This is a genomic window from Segatella copri (assembly GCF_019249655.2).
Taxonomy (GTDB): Bacteria; Bacteroidota; Bacteroidia; order Bacteroidales; family Bacteroidaceae; genus Prevotella.
Genome location: NZ_CP137557.1, coordinates 783,371 through 807,500, shown reverse-complemented (window position 1 = coordinate 807,500; position 24,130 = coordinate 783,371). Strand labels below are relative to the sequence as shown.

At 46.9% G+C, this 24,130-nt stretch carries 16 protein-coding genes and 2 rRNA genes (1 of these 18 only partly in view); 12 read left to right on the top strand and 6 right to left on the bottom strand.

The genetic code is table 11. The features are described 5' to 3' along the window. The 4 genes from KUA49_RS03075 to KUA49_RS03060 form a co-directional block, all read right to left on the bottom strand. Positions 1–81: ribosomal RNA gene (locus KUA49_RS03075) — 23S ribosomal RNA — on the bottom strand; it reaches 2,816 nt to the left of the window's first position. Positions 82–426: 345 nt separating this feature from the next. Beyond that, positions 427–1,958 (bottom strand): 16S ribosomal RNA (locus KUA49_RS03070). The 16S and 23S rRNA genes sit together here, the layout of an rRNA operon. Before the next feature lie 464 nt (positions 1,959–2,422). Further along, complete coding sequence (locus KUA49_RS03065) at positions 2,423–3,883, bottom strand: sensor histidine kinase (RefSeq protein WP_218413413.1); 1,461 nt, start codon at positions 3,881–3,883, stop codon at positions 2,423–2,425. 5 nt (positions 3,884–3,888) lie between these two features. Beyond that, the gene (locus KUA49_RS03060; protein ID WP_218413414.1) at positions 3,889–4,584 is read right to left on the bottom strand and encodes a response regulator transcription factor; all 696 of its coding nucleotides are present in this window, start codon (positions 4,582–4,584) and stop codon (positions 3,889–3,891) included. A gap of 261 nt (positions 4,585–4,845) precedes the next feature. Here KUA49_RS03060 and KUA49_RS03055 point away from each other — a divergent pair, with 261 nt between their 5' ends. After that, positions 4,846–5,079, top strand: coding sequence for an XRE family transcriptional regulator (locus tag KUA49_RS03055; protein ID WP_203051328.1), 234 nt, complete (start codon positions 4,846–4,848; stop codon positions 5,077–5,079). Positions 5,080–5,179: 100 nt separating this feature from the next. Here the strand turns inward: KUA49_RS03055 and KUA49_RS03050 are convergent, their stop codons facing one another. Both KUA49_RS03050 and KUA49_RS03045 read right to left on the bottom strand, forming a co-directional pair. Beyond that, positions 5,180–6,391: an NADP-dependent isocitrate dehydrogenase gene (locus KUA49_RS03050; RefSeq protein ID WP_218413415.1), complete on the bottom strand. Its 1,212-nt coding sequence runs from the start codon at positions 6,389–6,391 to the stop codon at positions 5,180–5,182. Positions 6,392–6,651: 260 nt separating this feature from the next. Beyond that, positions 6,652–7,500, bottom strand: a complete 849-nt coding sequence (locus KUA49_RS03045) for an OmpA family protein (protein ID WP_218413416.1) — start codon at positions 7,498–7,500, stop codon at positions 6,652–6,654. 355 nt (positions 7,501–7,855) lie between these two features. On the opposite strand from KUA49_RS03045, the gene purL reads away from it, so the two are divergent. The 11 genes from purL to KUA49_RS02990 all read left to right on the top strand — a co-directional run bounded on the left by purL (position 7,856) and on the right by KUA49_RS02990 (position 24,101). Beyond that, positions 7,856–11,581 (top strand): phosphoribosylformylglycinamidine synthase, encoded by a 3,726-nt coding sequence (purL, locus tag KUA49_RS03040; RefSeq protein ID WP_218413417.1) that lies wholly within the window; start codon positions 7,856–7,858, stop codon positions 11,579–11,581. After that, positions 11,582–12,121 (top strand): chromate transporter, encoded by a 540-nt coding sequence (locus KUA49_RS03035; protein WP_218413418.1) that lies wholly within the window; start codon positions 11,582–11,584, stop codon positions 12,119–12,121. It begins immediately after the preceding gene. A gap of 3 nt (positions 12,122–12,124) precedes the next feature. Beyond that, positions 12,125–12,697, top strand: a complete 573-nt coding sequence (locus tag KUA49_RS03030) for a chromate transporter (protein WP_218413419.1) — start codon at positions 12,125–12,127, stop codon at positions 12,695–12,697. 13 nt (positions 12,698–12,710) lie between these two features. After that, on the top strand, positions 12,711–14,435 hold the full coding sequence (locus tag KUA49_RS03025) for an ATP-binding protein (RefSeq protein ID WP_218413420.1): 1,725 nt from the start codon (positions 12,711–12,713) through the stop codon (positions 14,433–14,435). Continuing rightward, a complete protein-coding gene (locus KUA49_RS03020; RefSeq protein WP_218413421.1) occupies positions 14,432–15,145 on the top strand; it encodes an outer membrane beta-barrel protein in 714 nt (237 codons plus the stop codon). Before KUA49_RS03025 ends, KUA49_RS03020 begins: the two co-directional genes overlap by 4 nt. Positions 15,146–15,204: 59 nt before the next feature. Beyond that, on the top strand, positions 15,205–16,947 hold the full coding sequence (locus tag KUA49_RS03015; RefSeq protein ID WP_218413422.1) for a S41 family peptidase: 1,743 nt from the start codon (positions 15,205–15,207) through the stop codon (positions 16,945–16,947). Positions 16,948–16,973: 26 nt separating this feature from the next. After that, the gene (locus tag KUA49_RS03010; RefSeq protein ID WP_218413423.1) at positions 16,974–18,434 is read left to right on the top strand and encodes a sulfatase-like hydrolase/transferase; all 1,461 of its coding nucleotides are present in this window, start codon (positions 16,974–16,976) and stop codon (positions 18,432–18,434) included. Between the two features lie 482 nt (positions 18,435–18,916). Continuing rightward, positions 18,917–20,140 carry a transposase gene (locus tag KUA49_RS03005; RefSeq protein WP_153093847.1) on the top strand — a complete coding sequence of 408 codons (1,224 nt, stop codon included), beginning with the start codon at positions 18,917–18,919 and terminating at the stop codon, positions 20,138–20,140. 179 nt (positions 20,141–20,319) lie between these two features. Then, positions 20,320–20,901, top strand: a complete 582-nt coding sequence (locus KUA49_RS03000) for a DUF3575 domain-containing protein (protein WP_412178593.1) — start codon at positions 20,320–20,322, stop codon at positions 20,899–20,901. A gap of 60 nt (positions 20,902–20,961) precedes the next feature. Then, entirely contained in the window at positions 20,962–22,320 is a 1,359-nt protein-coding gene (locus KUA49_RS02995; protein WP_218411874.1) for a DUF3868 domain-containing protein, read from the top strand. 32 nt (positions 22,321–22,352) lie between these two features. Next, a complete protein-coding gene (locus KUA49_RS02990) occupies positions 22,353–24,101 on the top strand; it encodes an Mfa1 family fimbria major subunit (protein WP_218411875.1) in 1,749 nt (582 codons plus the stop codon). Positions 24,102–24,130 lie beyond the last annotated feature (29 nt).

Below are 24,130 nucleotides of genomic sequence, written 5' to 3'. Positions count from 1 at the left end.
CCGAAGCTTATCGCAGCTTATCACGTCCTTCATCGCCTCCGTGAGCCTAGGCATCCGCCATACGCCCTTTCTTACTTTCTTTACGACTGTATTCTTGTTACTCGTTTCCGAATAACGAATAAGTAGCTCATACTTTCAGCTGTATTCTAACTTGTGAAATCTCATCTTGCGATTTGATTCACTTTAGTCTGAACTAAAGTTCATTACTTACAGTTTTGCTTGTGTCAATATGTCAAAGATCTTCTTGCCTTAAAAGGCATGGTGGAGATTGTGGAGTTGAACCATTTTGCTTGAGCCATCCCTATATATTATATAATGTATAAGAAATCCCAGTCTCCTATTTAATTAAACAGATGGTGCGTACAAGAAGAGAAGCGAACTTTTAATCAGATTCCCTATCACTTCATAGGAAATTCGTCTCTCCAGAAAGGAGGTGTTCCAGCCGCACCTTCCGGTACGGCTACCTTGTTACGACTTAGCCCCAATTACCAGTTTCGCCCTAGGCCGCTCCTCACGGTCACGGACTTTAGGCGCCCCCGGCTTTCATGGCTTGACGGGCGGTGTGTACAAGGCCCGGGAACGTATTCACCGCGCCATGGCTGATGCGCGATTACTAGCGAATCCAGCTTCGTGGGGTCGGGTTGCAGACCCCAGTCCGAACTGAGACAGGCTTTAAGGATTAGATGCGCTTTGCAGAACACCATCTCTCTGTACCTGCCATTGTAACACGTGTGTAGCCCCGGACGTAAGGGCCGTGCTGATTTGACGTCATCCCCACCTTCCTCACACCTTACGGTGGCAGTGTCCCCAGAGTGCCCAGCGTGACCTGATGGCAACTAAGGAGAGGGGTTGCGCTCGTTATGGCACTTAAGCCGACACCTCACGGCACGAGCTGACGACAACCATGCAGCACCTTCACAGAGACCCCGAAGGGCGTCATTGTCTCCAAATCCTTCCTCTGCAATTCAAGCCCGGGTAAGGTTCCTCGCGTATCATCGAATTAAACCACATGTTCCTCCGCTTGTGCGGGCCCCCGTCAATTCCTTTGAGTTTCACCGTTGCCGGCGTACTCCCCAGGTGGGATGCTTAATGCTTTCGCTTGGCCGCTGACCTATTCAGACCAACAGCGGGCATCCATCGTTTACCGTGCGGACTACCAGGGTATCTAATCCTGTTCGATACCCGCACTTTCGAGCTTCAGCGTCAGTTGCGCTCCAGTGAGCTGCCTTCGCAATCGGAGTTCTTCGTGATATCTAAGCATTTCACCGCTACACCACGAATTCCGCCCACTTTGTGCGTACTCAAGGAAACCAGTTCGCGCTGCAGTGCAGACGTTGAGCGTCTACATTTCACAACACGCTTAATCTCCGGCCTACGCTCCCTTTAAACCCAATAAATCCGGATAACGCCCGGACCTTCCGTATTACCGCGGCTGCTGGCACGGAATTAGCCGGTCCTTATTCATAAGGTACATGCAAAAAGTCTCACGAGACTCACTTTATTCCCTTATAAAAGCAGTTTACAACCCATAGGGCCGTCATCCTGCACGCTACTTGGCTGGTTCAGGCTCTCGCCCATTGACCAATATTCCTCACTGCTGCCTCCCGTAGGAGTTTGGACCGTGTCTCAGTTCCAATGTGGGGGACCTTCCTCTCAGAACCCCTACTGATCGTCGCCTTGGTGGGCCGTTACCCCGCCAACAAGCTAATCAGACGCATCCCCATCCATCACCGATAAATCTTTAATCCATTTCAGATGTCTTCTATGGACGTCATTGGGTATTAGTCTTACTTTCGCAAGGTTATCCCCAAGTGATGGGCAGGTTGGATACGCGTTACTCACCCGTGCGCCGGTCGACGCCTAGAAAAAGCAAGCTTTCTCTATCGTTTCCCCTCGACTTGCATGTGTTAAGCCTGTAGCTAGCGTTCATCCTGAGCCAGGATCAAACTCTCCATTGTAAAATATCATTTTTACTTTGTCACTTCCGAAGAAGTAACTCGGTGTTTGTCGTCTGTACTTAGGACGAATATCCTTTTCGTTTATTGAAGCTTAGTAAACCTGACTTGTCAATTGCTTGACGGTTCGTTTCTTTTACCCAGTCAACTTTCTTATTTCTAAGAAGTTAACCGCTTCTTGTACTACTTGTCTGTTTATGTAAAATCTTTCAAAGAACTCTTTCTTTAGTTGCTTAGAGTAATACTTGATTTCTCAAAAGCGAGTGCAAAAGTACTAACTATTTTCGAAACAGCCAAATGTTTTCGAAAAAAAGTTGCATTTTTATCTCAAATTTAACATTCTAAAACACTTCTCTTCCTTTTTCCTTTCAAAGCTCCTTATTATATACATGCACACGTTGTGCATGTGTGCAGGCGCACAGGCGTGCGCACATGCACAATGTATTTACTTTATTATTATGCCTACTCTACTTCTTGATAGTAAACTCAAACTTCAAGCCACCTTCTGGCAAATTGCTTACCCTGATGGTACCACCATGCAGTAATACGGCATTCTTGACGATGGCCAGTCCCAAACCTGTGCCTCCCATCTTGCGGCTGCGTCCCTTATCAACCCGATAAAATCGTTCGAAGAGTCGAGCCAGATGCTCCGGCGGTACACCCTGACCATTATCCCTGAAGATGAAATGCCACTTGTTCCCCTGCTCCTTTGCCTCCAAAGTCATCGTACGTCCCTCACCGGCATAGGCTATGGCATTATCAGTAAGATTGCGGAACACGCTATAGAGCAAACTGCGGTTTCCCTTCACCACGATGCGTTCAGGCAACTGGTTATCAAAGGTCATCTTGTGCTCCTGTCGAGCCAATGCCGTCTCCTTCGTGATGTCATTCACCATCTGCGTAATATCCACCGCTTCAAAATCAATCATATCCGATCCATCGTCCAGGCGATTGAGCGTTGAGATATCATGGAGCAAGGAAGTAAGTCGCTCGCTCTGCGCATAACAACGCTGCAGGAACTGTTCCTTGGTTTGCTCGTTGATATGAGGATTATCCAAAATCGTCTCCAGATATCCCTGAATACTTGCCACTGGAGTCTTCAATTCATGCGCAATATTCTGTGTAAGCTGACGCTTCAGCACATCCTGTTCCTTTCGGGTAGTCTGCACACGCTTATACATCTTTATAATGCGCTCGGCAATCTCGCCCAGCTCATCATTCGGGAATTTTGCCAAATCTTCCACCTCCAGACTCTCGTTGTGATCTGCCTTATAGGCGAAAATAGTAAGTTTAGAGACATTCTTGCCCAATCGGTAGGTAAAGCGATAGAGCACGATGGTAAGAAGGATAATGGCAATGATGGCAAACCAGATGTAGTGCTGGTCTGCCTGAAGCGATTTTGCCAGATCATTATTATAAGGCAGTGCCGTACGCACAATGAGATGCGATTTTGGAAAATAAGAAGCCACATAGAAATAATCCTGCTTCAAGGTCTTCGACTGTCGTTCCACGCTAGTACCCTGTCCCACCTTCAATGCCTCTGCTATTTCTTCCCGCTTGGCATGATTGGAAAAATGGCGATAGTCCTTGCTCATGTTGTCATACACCACCTTGCCATCGGGCTTGACCAGGGTTACACGCAGGTCTTTACTCTCGTGCGCACGCACGAATTCCTGCAGCTTAGCCTCAGCCACCCGCACGCTATCCACCATATCAATGCTATCAGAGAGCAGAATGCCCTGCGAGGTGGATAGCAGCAGATCTTCCATCAGCAGTTCATTGTAGTTGGCAAGTTTCAATGTCAAGGTATTGATTTTAAACTGTTTCTCCCTGTTCTGCTGAAATACGATAAAACTGACGGCGAACACGAGAAACACCGTCAGCACACTGAAATACAACTTTCTACCTACATTACTTATCTTAAACATAACCGTTACGCATCAAAATAATAACCAAAACCAAGGCGCGTGACGATGCACTTGGCAAATCTGCCCACCTTTTTACGCATTCGGGTGATGTTGACATCCACCGTTCGGTCGAGCACCATCACATCCTTAGGCCATACCCTGTCGATGAGTTCCTGGCGTGAGAACACCCTGCCCTTCTCCTCCAGCAGGAGGCGTAGCAACTCGAACTCCGTCTTGGTGAACGGCACATTCTCTCCGTCGATGCTCACCGTCTTCTTATCGAGATTGAGCAGCAATCCCTGATAGCCAATCGTGGTAGGCTCCTCGGCAGTACCATTCTGCTCAGCTGTTCTACGCAGCACGGCACGGATGCGCACCATCACCTCACGGATAGAGAACGGTTTGGAGATATAGTCATCAGCCCCCAGGTTGAATCCCGTCACCGTATCATTCTCCGTATCACGAGCCGTGAGGAAGATGATAGGGATATTTGCCGTAACAGGATTTTCTTTCAACTTCTTCGCCATCTGGAAACCGCTCATTCCCCCCATCATCACATCGAGCAACAGCAGATGATAGGAAGGAACATCCATCTCCAGCGCCTCCTCGGCAGAGTTGGCGGTATCTACATAATATCCTTCCGTCTCAAGATTGAAACTCAATATTTCACACAGGTCTTGCTCATCGTCAACGACCAGAATTCGTTTATTTTTCTCTTCCATCTTATCTAAACTGATTAAATCTTTAATTCTGCTGCAAAAATACGAATTTTATTTTGTAACAAGCATTACACGTGGTTACAATTGTGTGACAGCGGTTATTTTTTTGCTAAAAAATGATAAAGACGGTAATTTCGTCACACTTTTTAACTAGGTGTTATCTAATTGGCTACAAGTTTGTTTGCTAGTTAAAAACTTTAATACTACTTTTGCAACCGATAAGGTCAAAAAGTTTAGGATTAAGTATTAAATATCTGTGTTGTTATGAAAGATAAATCAAAGACATCCATTGTTATAGGGGAGCTCATCAAGCGAGAACTCAAGAAGCAAGGCAAGACATCCGTATGGCTTGCCGGAGAATTAGGTTGCCATCGCACCAACGTATATAAGATTTATGATAGATCCACCATTGACTCTGGCATGCTCTTCCACATCAGCCAACTGCTCAAGGTTGATTTCTTCAAACTTTATTCTGATGCCTTGAAGAAGAAACTATAAGAATCCATATAATAAAGCCGATACAAACAAAAAAGAAAGCCTTGCCAGCAGTTTCTCTCACGAGAACTCCTGGCAAGGCTTTTTTATGCTTTAAAACATTTTATCCCAATCTCTTTTCGAGTCTTTCGCGGATGGCAGCGATAAAGCCGGCTGAATTAACTGCCTTGGCCTCTACACCCTCCATCAGGTTGACGAGGTCCTTGGTTGCGATACCATCATTCAGGGTATCGAAGCAAGCTGCCTCCAACTGGTCGCCGAACTCCTGCAGTTCCTTGATACCATCCAGTTCACCACGCTTTCTCAACGCACCGCTCCATGCAAAGATGGTAGCCATTGGGTTGGTGGATGTATCCTCACCCTTCAGGTAGCGATAGTAGTGGCGGGTTACGGTGCCATGGGCTGCCTCATACTCATACTTGCCATCAGGAGAAACCAAAACGGAAGTCATCATCGCCAGCGAACCGAAGGCTGTGCTGAGCATATCGCTCATTACATCACCATCATAGTTCTTGCAAGCCCAGATGAAGCCTCCCTTGCTGCGGATGACACGAGCCACGGCATCATCAATCAATGTATAGAAGTACTCAATGCCGAGTTCGGCAAATTTCTTCTTGTAGTCGCTTTCATATACTTCCTCGAAGATCTTGCGGAACTGAGCATCATAGGTCTTTGAGATGGTATCCTTGGTAGCGAACCAGAGGTCCTGCTTGGTATCGATGGCAAACTTGAAGCAGCTGTGTGCAAAACTGCGGATACTCTTATCGGTATTGTGCATACCCTGGATAACGCCAGTGCCATCGAAGCTATGGATTTCGATTTCCTGCTTCTTGCCGCTCTTACCCTCGAACACGAGCTTGGCAGTTCCTGGCTCATCGGCACGGAGTTCCACACTCTTATATACGTCGCCATAAGCATGACGGGCGATGGTGATAGGCTTCTCCCAGTTCTTCACACAAGGGTGAATGCTAGGGATGGTGATAGGAGCACGGAACACGGTACCATCCATGATGCTACGGATAGTTCCGTTAGGGCTCTTCCACATCTTGTGGAGCTTATACTCATCCATGCGCTGTGCATTTGGGGTGATGGTAGCACACTTCACAGCCACGCCATATTTCTTGGCAGCCTCGGCAGAGTCGATGGTTACCTGGTCGTTGGTCTGGTCGCGGTAAGGCAAACCAAGGTCATAGTACTCTGACTTCAAATCTACGAAAGGCAGGATCAGTTCATCCTTGATCATCTTCCAGAGGATTCTTGTCATCTCATCGCCATCCATCTCTACCAATGGAGTCGTCATCTTAATCTTTTCCATAACAATACTATTATATAAATTAATAATTTGCAATATACACTTTATCAAGCCATCACAGGCTAATTTGATAATTTGCCTGCAAAATTACGAAAAATATCCGAAAAAAGAAAGGAATTTAATATTATTTCTAGCAAAATGATTAAAAAGAGTCTATTTTTGATATAAAAACACAAAGGCACCAGCAAGCCGGAGCCTGCTGGTGCCTTCTATATCTGCTATCAAATTATGATTCTAAAAATATCAAATTATGATTCTAAAAATTAGTTCTCCTCTGGAGCCTTGTCGATCAAGTCCATGAACTGGTCGAGCTTAGGAGTGATGATGATCTGAGTACGACGGTTGCGCATCTTGCCCACCTCTGTACTGTTGGTTGTTACAGGGTTGTACTCACCACGGCCACCAGCTGTCAAACGCTTAGGGTTCACGCCGAAGTGATCCTGCAAATACTGAACAACAGAAGCTGCACGGAGAGCAGAGAGGTCCCAGTTGTTACGGATGTTCTTCATCTTGGCACTTGTTGTGCTTACAGGCACGTTATCAGTGTTACCCTCGATGAGTACATCGTAGTCCTTGTAGTCCTGGATAATCTTGGCAATCTTGCTCAAGGTCTCCTTGGCACGGTCGTTCACCTCATAGCTACCACTCTGATAGAGCATATTGTCAGCCAAAGAGATGTAAACCACACCCTTCAACACCTGAACATCTACCTCCTTCATCTCCTCACGGCTGAGAGAACGGGTCAAGTTGTTGGTAAGAACCATGTTGAGCGAATCGCTCTTGCTCTTCACCTCAACCAAGTGGCGGATATACTGGTTGCTTTCGTTAATCTGATCAACGAGCTTCTCAATGCTGATGTTGTTCTGGTTAGCATTGGTCAAACTCTTATCGAGAGAGTTCTGCAACTTGGCATAATCCTTCTTGGTACCAGAAAGCTGCTCCTGAAGTGAAGCGAGGCGAGCCTCAGCAGCTGCCAACTTCTCCTTAGTATCCTGATAATTCTGAGTCAATTCTCTATTCTCACTCTGGCAATTCTGAAGATCCTTCTTCAATGCACAGCTTGACATCATCAAGGTGCTTGCCATCAATGCCATAATTAAAAACTTATTCATATTGCTTTCTTAATTTTAATTTCTAGTTACTATTCTATTTATGAACTCACAGTTTCGCATCTGAAAGGAAATCTTTCGAAATTCTGTCATTTGCTTTCAAAACACCGCTTTCGTGGTGCAAAGTTACTGATAAGACTCAACAAAACAATATTTGTCTAAACCATTTATAGAATTTTAACCTCTAAATCACTATTTATCACCTTTTTAACTAAAAAAAGAAAATTATTGTGTATTCTTTGCGGCAAAGTCAGAAAATTATAGTACCTTTGCAGTCGGAAAGCCAAAACATGTATCATGTGGGCTTTTTACCGAGGTAGAATGAATACATTAACAAACTTATAAAAAGAGAAATAGTATGATTCTTTTTTTCAGAACTCCATCTAAGAGTGTGATTGCGACCGAGATTGATCACAAACCATCTCAGGACGAAATCAATGAACTTTGTTGGCTTTATGGTGACGCGACTTTAGAGGACGCCCAGCAGTTGCAGGGCTTCTATGTCGGTCCACGCCGTGAAATGATTACTCCTTGGAGTACGAATGCCGTTGAGATAACTCAGAACATGAGTCTTAACGGCATTTCGCGTATTGAGGAGTACTTCCCTGTGGATAGCGAGGACGCTGAGCACGACCCTATGCTCCAGCGTATGTACAACGGTATCGGACAGGATGTGTTCACCGTGAACCACCAGCCAGAACCTATCAAGTACGTCGATGACCTCGAAAAGTACAACGAGGAAGAGGGTCTTGCCCTCAGCGAGGACGAAATGGCTTATCTCCACAAGCTGGAGAAAGAGAACGGACGCCCTCTCACCGACAGCGAAATCTTCGGTTTCGCACAGATCAACTCAGAGCACTGCCGCCACAAGATCTTCGGCGGCCAGTTTATCATCGACGGCAAGGAGATGGAGTCTTCTCTTTTCAGCATGATCAAGAAGACCACCAACGAGAACCCTAACAAGATTCTCTCTGCCTATAAGGATAATGTGGCTTTCTCTCAGGGTCCTGTTATCGAGCAGTTTGCTCCAGCCGATCAGACTACCAGCGATTTCTTCCAGGTGAAGGATATCGAGAGTGTCATCTCGCTGAAGGCTGAGACTCACAACTTCCCTACTACTGTAGAACCTTTCAACGGTGCTGCTACCGGTACGGGTGGTGAGATCCGCGACCGTATGGGTGGTGGTGTTGGTTCATGGCCTATCGCAGGTACTGCCTGCTACATGACCGCTTATCCTCGATTGAAGGATGACAACGGCAAGAGCGATGCTGAGCGCGACTGGGAAGACATCATGCCAGTGCGTAAGTGGCTCTATCAGACTCCTGAGCAGATTCTGATCAAGGCATCTAATGGTGCATCAGACTTCGGTAACAAGTTCGGCCAGCCTCTCATCACCGGTTCTGTGCTTACTTTCGAGCACGAGGAGAACGGCGAGAAGTATGCATACGATAAGGTAATCATGCTTGCTGGTGGTGTAGGCTACGGCAAGAAGCGTGACTACAAGAAGGGTGAGCCACAGAAGGGCAACAAGGTTGTCGTAGTAGGTGGTGACAACTATCGCATCGGTCTTGGTGGTGGTTCTGTTTCTTCCGTAGATACAGGCCGTTACAGCAATGGTATCGAGTTGAATGCTATTCAGCGTGCCAACCCTGAGATGCAGAAGCGTGCCTACAACCTGGTTCGTGCACTCGTTGAGAACGATGAGAACCCAGTAGTCAGCATCCACGACCACGGTTCAGCCGGTCACTTGAACTGTCTCTCTGAGTTGGTAGAAGAGTGCGGTGGCGAAATCGACATGTCTAAGTTGCCTATCGGCGACAAGACTTTGAGCGCCAAGGAAATCATCGCCAACGAGAGCCAGGAGCGCATGGGCTTGCTCATCGACGAGAAGTATATCAGCGAAGTTCAGAAGATTGCCGACCGTGAGCGTGCTCCAATGTACGTGGTTGGTGAGACTACTGGCGATGCTCACTTCAGCTTCAAGCAGGCTGACGGCGTGAAGCCATTCGACCTCGATGTAGCTCAGATGTTCGGTCATACTCCTAAGACTGTAATGGTAGATGAGACCGTAGAGCGTAAATATGAAGATGTAACTTATTCTGCAGATAACCTCGACGAGTACTTGAAGCGTGTTCTCCAGATGGAGGCTGTGGCTTGTAAAGACTGGTTGACCAACAAGGTGGACCGTTCCGTAACAGGTAAGATTGCCCGTCAGCAGGGACAGGGTCAGATTCAGTTGCCACTCTCAGACTGTGGTGTCGTAGCACTCGACTACCGTGGCGAGAAGGGTATCGTAACAGCAATGGGTCATGCTCCTCAGGCTGGTCTTGCCGATCCTAAGGCAGGTTCAGTACTCTCTGTAGCAGAGTCATTAACTAATATCGTATGGGCTCCATTGGCAGATGGTATGGACAGCATCAGCCTCTCTGCTAACTGGATGTGGCCTTGCCGCAGCCAGAAGGGTGAGGATGCCCGTCTGTATGAGGGTGTGAAGGCATTGTCTGACTTCTGCTGCGCCATCCACGTAAACGTACCAACAGGTAAGGACTCTCTCTCATTGACCCAGCAGTATCCTAACGGCGAGAAGATCATCGCTCCGGGTACCGTTATCGTAAGTGCCGGCGGTGAGGTTTCAGATGTCAAGAAGGTGGTTAGCCCTGTTCTCGTTAACGACAAGAACTCTAGCCTCTATCATATCGACTTCAGCTTCGACGAGCAGCGCCTCGGTGGTTCAGCCTTCGCACAGAGCCTGGGCAAGGTGGGCAGCGATGTTCCTACCGTAAAGAACCCAGAGTACTTCGTTGACTGCTTCAACGCCGTACAGGAGCTCATCAACCGCGGTTGGGTAATGGCTGGTCACGATATCAGTGCCGGTGGTTTGATTACAACTCTCCTCGAGATGACATTCGCCAACGTAGAGGGTGGTATGAAGATCAACCTCCACGACATCGCAGATGCCGACATCATCAAGACTCTCTTCGCTGAGAACCCAGGTGTTGTAATCCAGGTAAGCGATGCCCACAAGGACGAGTTGAAGGCATTCTTCGATGAGAACGGTATCGGTTATGCCAAGATTGGTTATCCAGCTCCTGAACTCCGCAAGATTATCATCAAGAAGGAAGGCTTCGAGCACGAGTTCGATATCGATGCATTGCGTGATGACTGGTATAAGACATCTTACCTCCTCGACCGCAAGCAGAGCATGAACGGTATGGCCAAGAAGCGTTACACCAACTATAAGAAGCAGCCTATCGAGATGAACTTCGGTTACGGCTTCAAGGGAACTCTCGCTAGCTACAGCCTCGACGCCAACCGCCGCAAGCCATCTGGCATCAAGGCAGCTATCATCCGTGAGAAGGGTACCAACGGTGAGCGTGAGATGGCATACTCTATGTATCTCGCTGGCTTCGATGTAAAGGATGTGATGATGACCGACTTGATTTCCGGTCGTGAGACCTTGGAGGATGTAAACTTCATCGTATTCTGCGGTGGTTTCTCTAACTCCGACGTTCTCGGTTCTGCCAAGGGTTGGGCTGGTGCATTCCTCTACAATCCTAAGGCTAAGGAGGCACTTGATAAGTTCTATGCCCGTGAGGATACCCTTTCACTCGGTATCTGCAACGGTTGCCAGCTGATGGTTGAGTTGAACCTCATCAATCCTGAGCACAAGCATCGTTCACACCTCTGCCACAACACATCCAAGAAGTTCGAGAGTACATTCCTCGGTTTGACTATTCCTCAGAACGACAGTGTGATGTTCGGTAGCTTGAGCGGTGATAAGCTCGGTATCTGGGTAGCTCACGGCGAGGGCCGTTTCTACTTGCCAGAGCCAGAGGATCACTACAACATCATTGCGAAGTACAACTACGCTGAGTATCCAGGTAATCCTAACGGCAGTGACTATAACGTAGCAGGTATCTGCTCTGCAGATGGTCGCCACTTGGCAATGATGCCACACTTGGAGCGTGCCATCTTCCCATGGCAGAATGCCTGGTATCCAGCAGATCGCCGCAACGACGAGGTAACTCCTTGGATTGAGGCATTTGTCAATGCACGTCAGTGGATTGAAGAAAGAGTAAAATAAATGAAATATACAGATTTATTTAAGACATTTTTGAAGATTGGCATAGTCACCTTTGGTGGTGGCTATGCCATGATTCCTATTATAGAATCCGAAGTCGTTGACAAGCATCATTGGATGACGAAGGAGGAATTCTTGGATGCCATCGCCACTACCCAGGTTTGTCCGGGAGCCTTGGCCATCAACATGAGTTCCCTGCTCGGATATAAGTTGGCAAAGATACCGGGAGCCATCGTCTGCACCCTCGGCGCTTCGTTGCCATCATTTCTTATTATCTTGGCGATAGCTATATTTTTCCATCAGTTTGAAGACAACAAGGTGGTGGCTGCCCTGTTTGCAGGCATCCGTCCTGCCGTGGTGGCATTGATAGCCGTACCTACATTCTCGCTAGCCAAGAGCGCCAGGATTTCGCTCGTCAACTGCTGGATACCTATTCTCTCCGCCCTTCTGATATGGCTGGTAGGTGTCAACCCCATCTGGGTGATTATCGCCGCTGGCGTGGGAGGCTACATCTATGGACAATTCATTCAACCAACAGAATAACATATGATATTTCTTCAGCTTTTCATCGTATTTCTTCAGATAGGCATCTTCGGATTCGGAGGTGGCTATTCCATGATATCCCTGATTCAGGGACAGGTGGTAACGCAGTATCATTGGATGACGATGAAGGAGTTCACTGATGTCGTTGCCATCTCGCAGATGACACCAGGACCTATCGGCATCAATGCTGCTACCTATTGCGGCTATACCGCTGTGCACAATGCAGGCATGGGCGGTATGATGGCCATACTCGGAAGTGCCGTGGCAACCTTTGCCCTGGTTCTCCCCTCTTTGATTTTGATGATTCTTATCAGCAGAATGCTGTACAAGTATATGAAAACCTCAGCCGTTCAGAGCATCTTCATCGGTCTTCGTCCTGCCATCGTCGGCTTGGTGGGAGCCGCAGCCCTGCTCCTGATGAACGGCGAGAACTTCTCTACGCCAGCCAATCCCTGGCATTTCTATATTTCCATCGCCCTCTTCCTTGCTACCTTTATCGGCGTGAAGGTGATGAAGATCAATCCCATCCGCATGATACTCTATGCGGCATTTGCGGGGCTAGTTTTATTATATTAAACAAAATTAGACAATGACATACCCACAGGCAGATATTACCGTTCCATACGCTGTGGCGAACTTTGCAGAGATTCGCCACAAGGGATATTATTATGTGGATAAGACCAACTATATTCCACTGCTTGAGCGTTACAAAGCACCTGTTTTCCTCCGTCCTCGCAGATTCGGAAAGAGTCTGCTCGTTTCCATGTTGGCTCACTATTACGACCGCAACATGGCAACACAATTCGAGGATTTATTTGGTGGAACTTGGATTGGCGAACACCCAACAAACGAGCACAACCAATATCTCGTAGTAAGATATGACTTTTCCACAACTTCCGTTGCCAGCAAGAAGGAAGACATCGAGAAGAACTTCAATGCCGTGAATTGCAGTCCACTCCGTACATTGGTGGAACGCAACAGAGACCTTTTTGGAGATTTCAAGTTCAGAGAGGATGGCAATGCCTCCAACATGCTGATTGAAGTATGCGAGTTTATCGCTTCCCATAATCTTCCACCTCTTTATATATTAATAGATGAATACGACAACTTTACCAACCAGCTATTAGTTGTCTATAAGGATTCGCTGTACCAGAACCTGACCACAGGGGAAAGTTTCCTGCGAACATTCTTCAAGATTATCAAGGCTGGCATTGGTGAAGGAACCATCCGCACCTGTTTCTGCACAGGAGTACTGCCTGTCACCATGGATGACTTAACCAGTGGCTACAACATCGCAGAAATGTTGACACTGAAGCCTGAATTTACCAACCTATTGGGCTTTACCCATGAGGAAGCAGCCCAATATCTGAAGTATGTCATCAAGAAATATGGCCCTCAAGCCTCTTTCGAGGAATTATGGACTCTGATACTCAACAATTATGACGGTTACCACTTTTTGCCAAATGCAGAACCGTTGTTCAACTCTACCATCCTGACTTACTTCCTCAAGAACTTTGCAGAGCTGAGAGGTGGCATCCCTACGGAAATGGTAGATGAGAACCTGCGCACCGACACTAGTTGGATAAGAAGATTGACCATCACGCTTGACAATGCCAAGGAAATGCTCGACAGCCTGTTGATGGATGGAGAATTGTACTATTCACAAGCCGATTTACGCAGCAAGTTCAACAAGCAAAAGTTCTTTTCCCCAGAGTTCTACCCTATCAGCCTCTACTACTTGGGTATGACCACCCTGAAGGACAATTACAAAATGGCTTTGCCAAACTTGACGACCAAGAGCGTATATATGAGTTACTACAACGAATTGAATAGTATCAGTGACTATGCCCGTAAGTTTGTTCCTGCATACGAGGCATTTGCCAGAGACCGAGAACTGGAGCCATTATTCCGTAACTATGTTAAGGAATACTTAGGTCAGCTTCCCGCCCAGGCCTTTGACAAGATGAACGAGAATTTCATTCGCTGTTCATTTTTCGAGTTACTGAGCCGCTACCTGAGCAATTGCTATACATTCGCCATCGAACAGAACTTGCCATCAGGTCGTGCCGACTTAGTCTTGACCGGCATTCCTGGCACATCATTCCACAACGACTGCCGCATCATTGAGTTTAAATATTTCAAGTCTAAAGACGCAGGCATCGTTGATCAATTGGAAGAGGCACGCTTAGAAGATGCCCAACAAGTGAAGGCTTACGCCGCAGATATGCAGAAAGCCTATCCTCACTATCAAATAAAAGCATACGTAGCTTATATCGCAGGCAACAAGGCTTGCAAGATTTTTGAAAAGAAATGAGAAAGGTATATTTATCCATAGCCCTTGCCTTCTGCAGCCAGGGCATTCAGGCTCAGCAGACCTCCTACCGATGGAAGGTGGAGGCAGAAGCAGGCGTCAGTTGCAGCGTGCTCGATACGGATGTATCGGGCTTGTCCACCACTACCTATAAGGTGAGACCGGGAGTGGCGGCTGGTATCGGGGCGGAATATCTGGCAGTTGACAACCTGGCTGTGGGAACCGGCATCCGATTCGTACAGCGCGACTACCTGTACCAGAACCTCGGCGGCGACTCCTGGAACACCCGATACAACAACAATTTCATCAGCATCCCACTCAACGTGGGATATTATCTGATTCATAATCCCTACCACGAAAAGGGATTGTGGATCAAGCCACAGGTGGGCGTATATTACGAGTACTTCACCTCCATGCACACCAAGGGCATCTATCCGATGAACATCATGCAAGGATACAAGGGCGACGGAACCTACATCAAGTATAACACCGCCTACGATTTCAAGAAGAACGAGAACCATCTGCGCCGCAGCCTCTTTGGAGGAGAAGCCGGCATCAAGATAGGTTATTCCTTCGGAAAAATAGACGGTTCCATCGGGTATAACTTCCAATACGGTTTCTCGCATATCTACGAGGAGAAAGCCCGTACCAGCAAGACTGCCCGCCGCAACTCCAGCGTCATCACCGCTGGCATTGCCTACAAACTATTCTAGCTCCACACGCCCTGAAAGGGCAGAAGCCTTAAAAAATTCATTTAAAAGTAACAGCAGATATGAGAAGCCCTATATATAAAATAGGTGGAATCCGATTCTTCCTGGTTTTCCTGTTGTCGGCAGCATCCCTTGCGATGTCGCTGACCAGTTGTGTATCGGATAACGACGCCAACTCAAAGTCTATTTCCGATTATACCGATGCCAACGTCCGTTCATACGGCGACTTGTTTGAGATATTCTGGAGGGTGATGAACCAGCGCTATTGCGACCTCAACGAACAGGCGGGGGTCTCTTCCCTCTCCTGGGAACAGGTGTACGAAATGTACAAGCCGAAGTTTGAAGCTCTGAAAACCTTCAAGCCTTCATCAGAAAATACACAGGCTGAAATCCTGACAGACAATGCCAAGGCAAAGCAGTATTTCCAGGAAATCATGAATCAGATTATCGACCAGCATTTCTTCGTGAAAATCACCCTTCCGGTTTCCCATTCATCCACAGAAACGGTTCGGTTTGAAAGCAAACTCTACGAAAGAGAACCTATCTTCCCGATGGCTTACCACTGGGATTACACCCGCAGCCAATTAAAGGATGACGGAACAGCCTTCGGCAGTCTGGCCGATAACTTCAGCATGATGGGCGGTTTCGTGAAAGATGCCCCAGGTGTCTTCTATCTGGGATTCAGCAATTTCTATATCTCGGAAAACTGTGTCTATACCTATCATTCTGATTATCTGCCTACGAATGCTGAAAACAAGTATCATATCGACGAACAGATGATTGCCACGAAAGCCAGCGAACTGGTAACTGACCCTAATCAGATAGACCAGGCAAAGGAAGAAGCCGACCAGCTCCTGGCACAAGCCAACCAGTATCTGACTTCAGACCAGGTGAAGGCTGCCATCGCCAAGATGGAGGCTTACAATGCAAGCAAGAACTATCAGGGACTTTATCATCTCTCGTGCGCTGCCTATCAGAGCGCCCCATCTTTCATCCAGTCACTTCCAGCCTCAGCAGATAACACCGAGGCGGTAAGCATCCTGAAAGACTATCTTACCCAGAATTCCCAATATCCGGCTCTGGCTGAGGAAAAAGCCTTCCGCAACTGGATGGCGCAGCGATTGGCAGATTATCTGTGGCACGAAAGGGAATTCACCAATTTCTGGGAAGACTTGAAGTTTACCACAGGCCATGAACTGGTAGAGACCTACCGCAGCAAATTCCTGGAGCCACTGGCTAAGGGCGATATCAAGAAGCTTATTCTGGATGTGAGAAGCAATGGCGGTGGTGCCGTGGCTGATACCCGACTGCTGACCGACTTTCTGGTAACCCAGCCAGCCGTCTATGCCTACGTTCGCAAGAAGGAAGATAACAACCCATATAGCTATACCCCATGGATTCCGCAGCGAATCGCCGTTACCGGAAGCAGTCTGAAGCGAGAAATTCCTACCGCCATCCTGTTGGATAACCACAGCGCCAGTATGTCGGAGATTACCTCGCTTATTCTGAAGAGCCAGGGCAACCACGTGAAGCTCATCGGAAGAAACAGTTGCGGAGCCCAATCCATGCTGATGGATAACTCGGCAAGCAACGGCGGCTGGAAGGGAAACGTAACCAGCTATCTGTATTTCTATATGCCAACCTGCATGACCAAGGATGCACAGGGCAGACTGCTGGAAGGCGTGGGTATCACTCCCGATTATCTCCTCGACCCAATGACGGAGAATGAAATCAAGGAAATCTATCAGAATGCCGCCGGAGCCACCGACAGGGCTTTCCTGAAAGCACTCGAAATTCTGAAATAAATCAAAACAATATAAAATAAACTATCATGAACAAAACGAAACTGATCTATTGTAGCAGTTGTCTGGCTGCCGCCCTTCCGGGATTGGCAGCCAACGCAGCCTCAGCTACCCCAGAAGCCAACGGAAACAGCATCCAGAAGGCTACCCCCGACCGCCCCAACATCGTCTTCATCCTAGCCGATGACCTCGGATTGGGCGACCTCTCCTGCTATGGCAGTCAATGTATCAAGACTCCGAACATCGACCATCTAGCCGAAACGGGAACCCGATTCACGCAGAGCTATGCCGGTTCGGGAATCAGTTCGCCTTCCCGCTGCGCCCTGATGACAGGCAAGAACACGGGCAACACAACCATCCGCGACAACACCTGCACAGCCGGCGGACTGACCGGTTACAAGATTAATCCGAAAGGCGATACCACCATTGTGCGCAGAGCCAACATCCTGCCCACCGATACCACCCTCGCCACCGTGCTGAAAGCCGCAGGCTACAAAACCTGTCTGGTCAACAAGTGGCATCTCGACGGATACGACCCGAAGGCATCGCCTATCTACCGTGGCTTCGACGAATTTCACGGCTGGCTCATCAGCACCGTAGAGTCGAACTCACCCTATTATTATCCCTACAACCGGTTCGACAACGACAAGCTCATCCACATCAAGGCAAACGAGCACGACAAGCACGTGAAGCACAACACCGACATCTCTACCGATGATGCCATCAGCTTCATCAAACGCAACAGGAACCATCCATTCTTCCTCTATCTCGCCTACGATGCCCCCCACGAGCCATACATCATCGACAACACTTCGTGGTATGACGACGAAGCGTGGGATATGAACGACAAGCGATATGCCTCGCTCGTTACCCACATGGATGCAGCCATCGGCAGACTGCTGAAAACCCTGGATAAGCTGAAGCTCCGCGACAACACGCTCGTCATCTTCGCTTCGGATAACGGCGCAGCCGTGCAAGCCCCACTGAAGCTGTTCAACTGCAATGCCGGATTCCGAGGCAGAAAGGCACAGCTCTACGAAGGCGGCATCCGCGTGCCGTTCATCGTGAACCAGCCCAACCGCGTACCCGTGCAGACGCTCGACAACATCATCTACTTCCCTGATGTGATGCCTACCTTCGCAGCCCTCGCCGGTTCAGAGCAGGCACTGCCTCAAGGCTACAGCGGCATCAACATCCTGCCCCTCTTCTACGGCAAGCAGACCTATCAGGACGGTAAGCCTATCAACACCGACAACCGACTGCTCTACTGGGAATTTCCAGGCAAGCAGCGGGCAGCGAGAAAGGGCGACTGGAAATGCGTAACCATCAAGAAGAACGCTCCGCTGGAACTCTACAACCTGAAGAACGACCCTACGGAGAGTCACAACCTTGCCAAGGAACTGCCAGAAATGGTAGAAGAATTCGACAAGGAGATGAGAGCTGCCCGCAAGCCATCACCCAACTGGCCTTTGCCAGATGATGGCAAGTAACAATTGTGCATTCGTCCAAAAGACAATGAATAAGAAAAGACAGTTTTTGCTTTCGGCTGCGGATAGAGGTCTGAAGAAGGCGATGGAAGTTCTGAAATAGCCCCCAAAAGCCGGATTTTCCCGGTCTTTCATTCCTCCAATCACAAAAAAGAAATTCATCAAAAAAACAACGTTTCATAAGCGAAGGTGTGCAACTTACACCCTCGCTTTTTATTTTCTATATATCAGGCACTTATATCATATTCACAAATTTTGTGCTCCCACACATTTTGCACAGCGATGCAAACGTTTGCATTTCATTTCCCTTGATTTCCATCACTTTTTTGAAGCATCTTTGAGAACAATACTGCGTTAAATTAATATTTAATCGTCTGTAAATCAATAACTTATATTAAGAAATGCTTATGAAAACTTAACTATAGAAAGTTGGTCAAGTCGCTGATTTTCAGTAACTTTGCAAATCACGACAAACGCAAAATTATATGAATACAGGACTTGACCAATATATGGATATCTTTAAAGATGCAGTTGAAGATTCGGCTGCAAAGTTAACAAAAAGTTTCGAGAAAATACTCATCGAGGTGATAATTTTGTTCATGGTAATACCAAGAAAGATAAATTTCACCCAAATGGGGAGGTATGGCTCGCATGTTGAGCAAACCTATCGCAACGCATTCGGCTTAAAAAAGTCGAAAAGCATTGACTGGCTCAAACTTAATGTCTCACTTGCCAAGCGCTTCTTTGGTAAACAGGGAAGATGGGCTATTGCCATTGATCCCAGCTACATCAGCAAAGCTGGCAAGAAGACTCCACATATCGGTCGTTTTTGGTCGGGATGTGCACAGTCTGTTAAACATGGTCTCGAAATCATGGGTATTGGCCTCATTGATATTGATGCCAAAGACTGCATGATGTTAAAAGCACACCAGTCGCTAAGTAATAAAGAACTGAGTCTTAGAAACAAGACTATGGTAGATTTCTATATCAGCGTCATTAAGCGTTACCGCAAGGAACTTCTTAAACTCTCAACCCTCATAGTTGCAGATGCTTACTTCTCTACAAGTACATTTGTTAATGGGATAAAGAAAGAAGGGTTCTCTTTGATAAGCCGCTTTCGTGACAATGCTTGTCTCTTTTATGTCTATGCTGGTCCACGTACTGGAAAACGTGGTCGCCCCAAGACCAAGGATGGCAAGATTGATATGAAGAATCTTGACCTCACTCGAATGGAGAAGATGGAGATGAAAGATATAGAAGGAACAGCTTATACTTTGATAGCCTATTCCAAGGCACTCAGGTGTAAAGTTAGACTTGTCATCTGGCAGATGCCGAATGGCAAGAAGAAACTATTCTTCTCTACAGACACCTCACTTTCGGGTGAAGAAGTACTTCTTTATTATAGAACCAGGTTCCAGATCGAATTTTGCTTTCGTGACGCCAAAGGCTATACTGGTCTTATGGACTGCCAGGCTCGCGATAAGTGGAAACTCGATTTTGCTTTCAATGCTTCGTTCACATCACTAAATGTTGCCAAGGTAACTATGAAGGAGATGGGAATGGAATATTCTATGTCTTCATTCAAGTCACTGATGACCAATATTTATCTGGTGAAACGAATTTTTAAAGCAAGCGGGTACACCCCGAACCGAACTTTAATTAGCAAGATTTTCAAAGATCTCTCGTGCTTACAGCGTATAGCTGCTTAGCACATTATTGAATTATTAACGAACTATTGTGAGAAAATCATCCTATATTTGCAACCGAAAAGGAAACCCGGCGACATTCATTTTGTTACAAGGGTAAACCTGAGATAATAAGTAAATGACAATAATAAGAATAAGCAACTAACATTATCCTTAAGTAAGAAAATCAACAGAGTAAAAATATGATGAAGAAGCAGAGATTGTTCAAACGAACACCGATGTTATTGCTGCTGATTCTCTCAACAGTAGTAACCCGAGCGCAGGAGGTAGCGCTGAAGACCAACCTGCTTGGTCTGGCAACCACCTCGCTCAATGCTGGTCTAGAAATAGGCACGGGCAAGAAGAGCACTTTTCAGCTTTTCGGCGCCCTGAATCCCTGGAAGTTCTCAGGCGACAAGAAATTGCGCTACTGGAACGTAATGCCAGAGTACCGCTGGTACACCTGCCAGAAATTTGGAGGCCACTTCTTCGGCATCCATGCCCTTGGAGGTGAATACAACGTAAAAAATGTGGACCTGCCTTTCGGCATCTTGCCAAAGACAGAGAAAGGAAGACATTACGAAGGCTGGTATGTCGGTGGTGGTCTCACCTACGGATACCAATGGCTGCTGTCTGAGCATCTCAATCTCGAAGGATCCATCGGATTAGGATACATCTACAGCCCATACAAGCTTTACGGAAGATGTGACAAATGTCTTAACGAGGACCACCGCAACTATGTAGGTCCAACTAAAGCCGCCCTTTCCCTGATATACGCATTCTAGAAACAATATCACCGAGATAGCGAAAAACAAAATCAAACCCTCTTTTACAAGATGAAGAATATGAAGAAAATGAAGCTTTATGCGGTCATTTCGCCCCTTTGCATTCTGTTTGCACAGAGCGCATTGACTGTCCAAGCCCAGAAGATAGATGATTCGCAGCTACGGTTGGCTGGAGGCAAGATTCTGATAGACAGCGTCTTGACACAGAAGAAGAGCGACAGTCTGAAGGTTGCTTTCCGACTCCATCTCGATAGTCTGCAGCTCAAATCAGAGCAACAGCTGGTTTTCACTCCGCTTATTGCCGGAGAAGATACCATCGCCCTGAATCCCATTATCATCAATGGCAAAAACCAGAACATCAGATACCTGCGCAAAAGCAGCAAACTGAAAAACAGCCAGGCAGTGGTAGTGAGACGCAGGAATGATACCGAACAGCAGGTGCTCTTCTCGCAGACCCTTCCCTACAGGAAGTGGATGAAGGCTTTCAACCTCTCCATGACGGAAGACCTCTGCGGATGCGGCAACCTGATGGATCAGGATACCACCCAGATGGCGGTCATCAACCCAATACCCAAGATTGGTCGCGACCATTACGTGAAGCCAAAGGCTGAAGCCATCAAGGTGAGAGCCGAAAAGGGTGAAGCTTACCTGAGCTTCAAGCTCAACAAGAGCGATATCCTCGCCGACTTCCGTGAGAATGCCACAGAGCTGAGAAAGATTACATCCACCATCGACCTCGTAAAGAACGACAAGGATGTGAGCATCACCAATATCGATATTCATGGCTATGCGTCGCCGGATGGTCCTTACGACAACAATGTGCGACTCGCCAACAACCGTGCGGCTGCCCTGCGCAATTATGTATGCAATCTCTACACTATCGATAAAAAGCTCTTCACCTATCACGCCACCCCGGAAGACTGGGAAGGATTCAAGAAGAAGGTGGGAGCCAGCAACTTAGCCGATAAGTCTGCCATCCTTGCCGTTGCCAACTCATCCTTGGCACCCGATGCAAAGGACCAGAAAATCAAGAAGCTTTATCCGGCTAGCTATCGCTACATCATGAGTGAGATTTATCCTCGTTTGCGCCACAGCGACTATACGGTAACCTATACCGTTCGTCCTTTCGACATTGAGGAGGCAAAGGTAATCCTGAAGACCAAGCCTCAGCAGTTGTCATTACAGGAGATGTATCTGGTGGCACAGACCTATGAGCCTGGTTCTCCAGAGTTCAACGAGGTATTTGATATTGCCGTCCGTCTCTTCCCGGATGATGAGACAGCCAATCTCAATGCCGCCTGCACAGATTTGCAGAAAGGCGACCTCGTAACTGCCGAGAAACATCTTGCCAAGGCAGGAAACTCGAAGGAGGCTGAGCGTATCAGAAAGATCTACGAGGAAATGAAGGCGGAACAATAAAAGTAATAACTAACAATAAAATCACATCAATTATGAGAATTAAACATTTCTTTGGATTGGCAGTTTTGGCTGCTATGACTGCTAGTTGCTCTAGCAACAACGACTTAGTAAATGGTGGTAATGGTTCAAGTGAGAATGTATCAGGTGCAAGCTATGCATCTTTCTCTATCAACTTGCCTACAACAAGTGGAACACGTGCAGATGATACACCATCAGGTTCACCATCATTTGAGAATGGTGACAAGAATGAGTATGCTGTTAAGGATGCAACTCTTCTTCTCTTCCAGAAAAATGCTACTACTGGTGCCTATGAATACAAGGAAGCTGTAGAACTTGGTAATATGGAGCCTTGGACATCAAGCGACGCAACTGGTATTACCACAACAGCCAAGTTGACTGCCAAACTTAATAATGCTAAAGTTGGCGCAAATGATTATTATGCTCTTATTGTTCTTAATAACCATACAACAACAGCTGCAAAAATCAATTTTCCTACTAAAAACCAATCATTTGCTGAGTGGAGCAAAATAGCTGCTAACGCAACTGACAAATACTCGGAGTATGACAATGGTTTCTTTATGGCTAATGCTCCTATGTATGTTGCCAATGAAACTCCTACAACTCTTGTAGCGATTAAGAATATTTGTGCTTCTAAGCAGCAAGCTGAGAATTCAGAGGCTACTACAGTATATGTAGAGCGTGGTCTTGCTAAGGTTTCTCTTGAAGATGGTTCTGAAAAAAAGCACGTTGATATTACAAGTGGCAACTATAATGGTGACAAGGTTGACATTACTGGTTGGACTCTTGACGTTACCAACACCAAGACATTCCCTGTACATGTAACTGCTTCTGATGATTTGTGGCCAGATATTTGGAAGGAAACTGTTACTCCTGCTGCTAAAAATGGTGCAACAATGGATCGTTTCCATGACAAGCGTGGAGAGTTCCCACGCGTATATTGGGGAGTAGATCCTAACTACAAGAAAGATTTAGCTAATGTTGCCGCTTGCGAAGGCGAGTTTAACCTGGTAGCAAACCAAACAGACCTATCAAAAGCGTTTAAGACTGGTGAGGAAGCCAAGAAGCCTCAGTACTGCCTTGAGAATACTTTCGACATTGATCACATGGTGCAGGGTCAGACAACACGAGTTTTGTTCTCTGCTAAGTACACACCTGATGGTTTTACAGATGGAGAGACTTTCTACAAGATGGGTAACAGCTCTCAGTTGTGGAATGCTGATAAGGTAAAGGCTCAGATTCAGGCTAAGGCTATGGAGGTTCTTAAAGAGGCTGAAGCTTCAAAGGTAACTGTAACGCTTGATGCTACTGAAAATGACTTGACAAAGCCAGGAGTTCATTTTGTTGCCGCTGCTAATGTTACTCATGTTGGAGGAGATGCTCTTAAACCTGCTGAGGTTAATCAGCTCAATGAAAAGCTCGGCTTTAAGGCTGCAACTCCAACAGAAGCAGCTGTTGGTTTGTCTACTTTCGCGAGTGGTGTTTCTTACTACATAGCACGTGTAAAGCACTTCGGCGATGACCTTACTAAGTGGGAAGCCGGTAATGATACATACAACAGTAACAATGCCAACTGGCTTGGTCGCTACGGTGTTCTCCGTAACAACTGGTATGAGCTTTCTGTACATAGCGTTAGTGGTCCTGGTTATCCTGACGTTCCTAAGGTTAATCCTACAGATCCCGACGACGTTAACGATCAGTACATCAACGTAGAGGTTAAGATCCTCAAGTGGGCTAAGCGTTCACAGAAGATAGATTTGTAATAGCGTAATAACTACGAAAGGCGGAGCTT

Excerpts from the sequence above, each read along its gene's own strand:
- KUA49_RS03065 (WP_218413413.1), bottom strand. The coding sequence starts at position 3,883 with ATGTTTAAGATAAGTAATGTAGGTAGAAAGTTGTATTTCAGTGTGCTG.
- KUA49_RS03060 (WP_218413414.1), bottom strand. The coding sequence starts at position 4,584 with ATGGAAGAGAAAAATAAACGAATTCTGGTCGTTGACGATGAGCAAGAC.
- KUA49_RS03055 (WP_203051328.1), top strand. The coding sequence starts at position 4,846 with ATGAAAGATAAATCAAAGACATCCATTGTTATAGGGGAGCTCATCAAG.
- KUA49_RS03050 (WP_218413415.1), bottom strand. The coding sequence starts at position 6,391 with ATGGAAAAGATTAAGATGACGACTCCATTGGTAGAGATGGATGGCGAT.
- KUA49_RS03045 (WP_218413416.1), bottom strand. The coding sequence starts at position 7,500 with ATGAATAAGTTTTTAATTATGGCATTGATGGCAAGCACCTTGATGATG.
- purL (WP_218413417.1), top strand. The coding sequence starts at position 7,856 with ATGATTCTTTTTTTCAGAACTCCATCTAAGAGTGTGATTGCGACCGAG.
- KUA49_RS03035 (WP_218413418.1), top strand. The coding sequence starts at position 11,582 with ATGAAATATACAGATTTATTTAAGACATTTTTGAAGATTGGCATAGTC.
- KUA49_RS03030 (WP_218413419.1), top strand. The coding sequence starts at position 12,125 with ATGATATTTCTTCAGCTTTTCATCGTATTTCTTCAGATAGGCATCTTC.
- KUA49_RS03025 (WP_218413420.1), top strand. The coding sequence starts at position 12,711 with ATGACATACCCACAGGCAGATATTACCGTTCCATACGCTGTGGCGAAC.
- KUA49_RS03020 (WP_218413421.1), top strand. The coding sequence starts at position 14,432 with ATGAGAAAGGTATATTTATCCATAGCCCTTGCCTTCTGCAGCCAGGGC.
- KUA49_RS03015 (WP_218413422.1), top strand. The coding sequence starts at position 15,205 with ATGAGAAGCCCTATATATAAAATAGGTGGAATCCGATTCTTCCTGGTT.
- KUA49_RS03010 (WP_218413423.1), top strand. The coding sequence starts at position 16,974 with ATGAACAAAACGAAACTGATCTATTGTAGCAGTTGTCTGGCTGCCGCC.
- KUA49_RS03005 (WP_153093847.1), top strand. The coding sequence starts at position 18,917 with ATGAATACAGGACTTGACCAATATATGGATATCTTTAAAGATGCAGTT.
- KUA49_RS03000 (WP_412178593.1), top strand. The coding sequence starts at position 20,320 with ATGATGAAGAAGCAGAGATTGTTCAAACGAACACCGATGTTATTGCTG.
- KUA49_RS02995 (WP_218411874.1), top strand. The coding sequence starts at position 20,962 with ATGAAGAAAATGAAGCTTTATGCGGTCATTTCGCCCCTTTGCATTCTG.
- KUA49_RS02990 (WP_218411875.1), top strand. The coding sequence starts at position 22,353 with ATGAGAATTAAACATTTCTTTGGATTGGCAGTTTTGGCTGCTATGACT.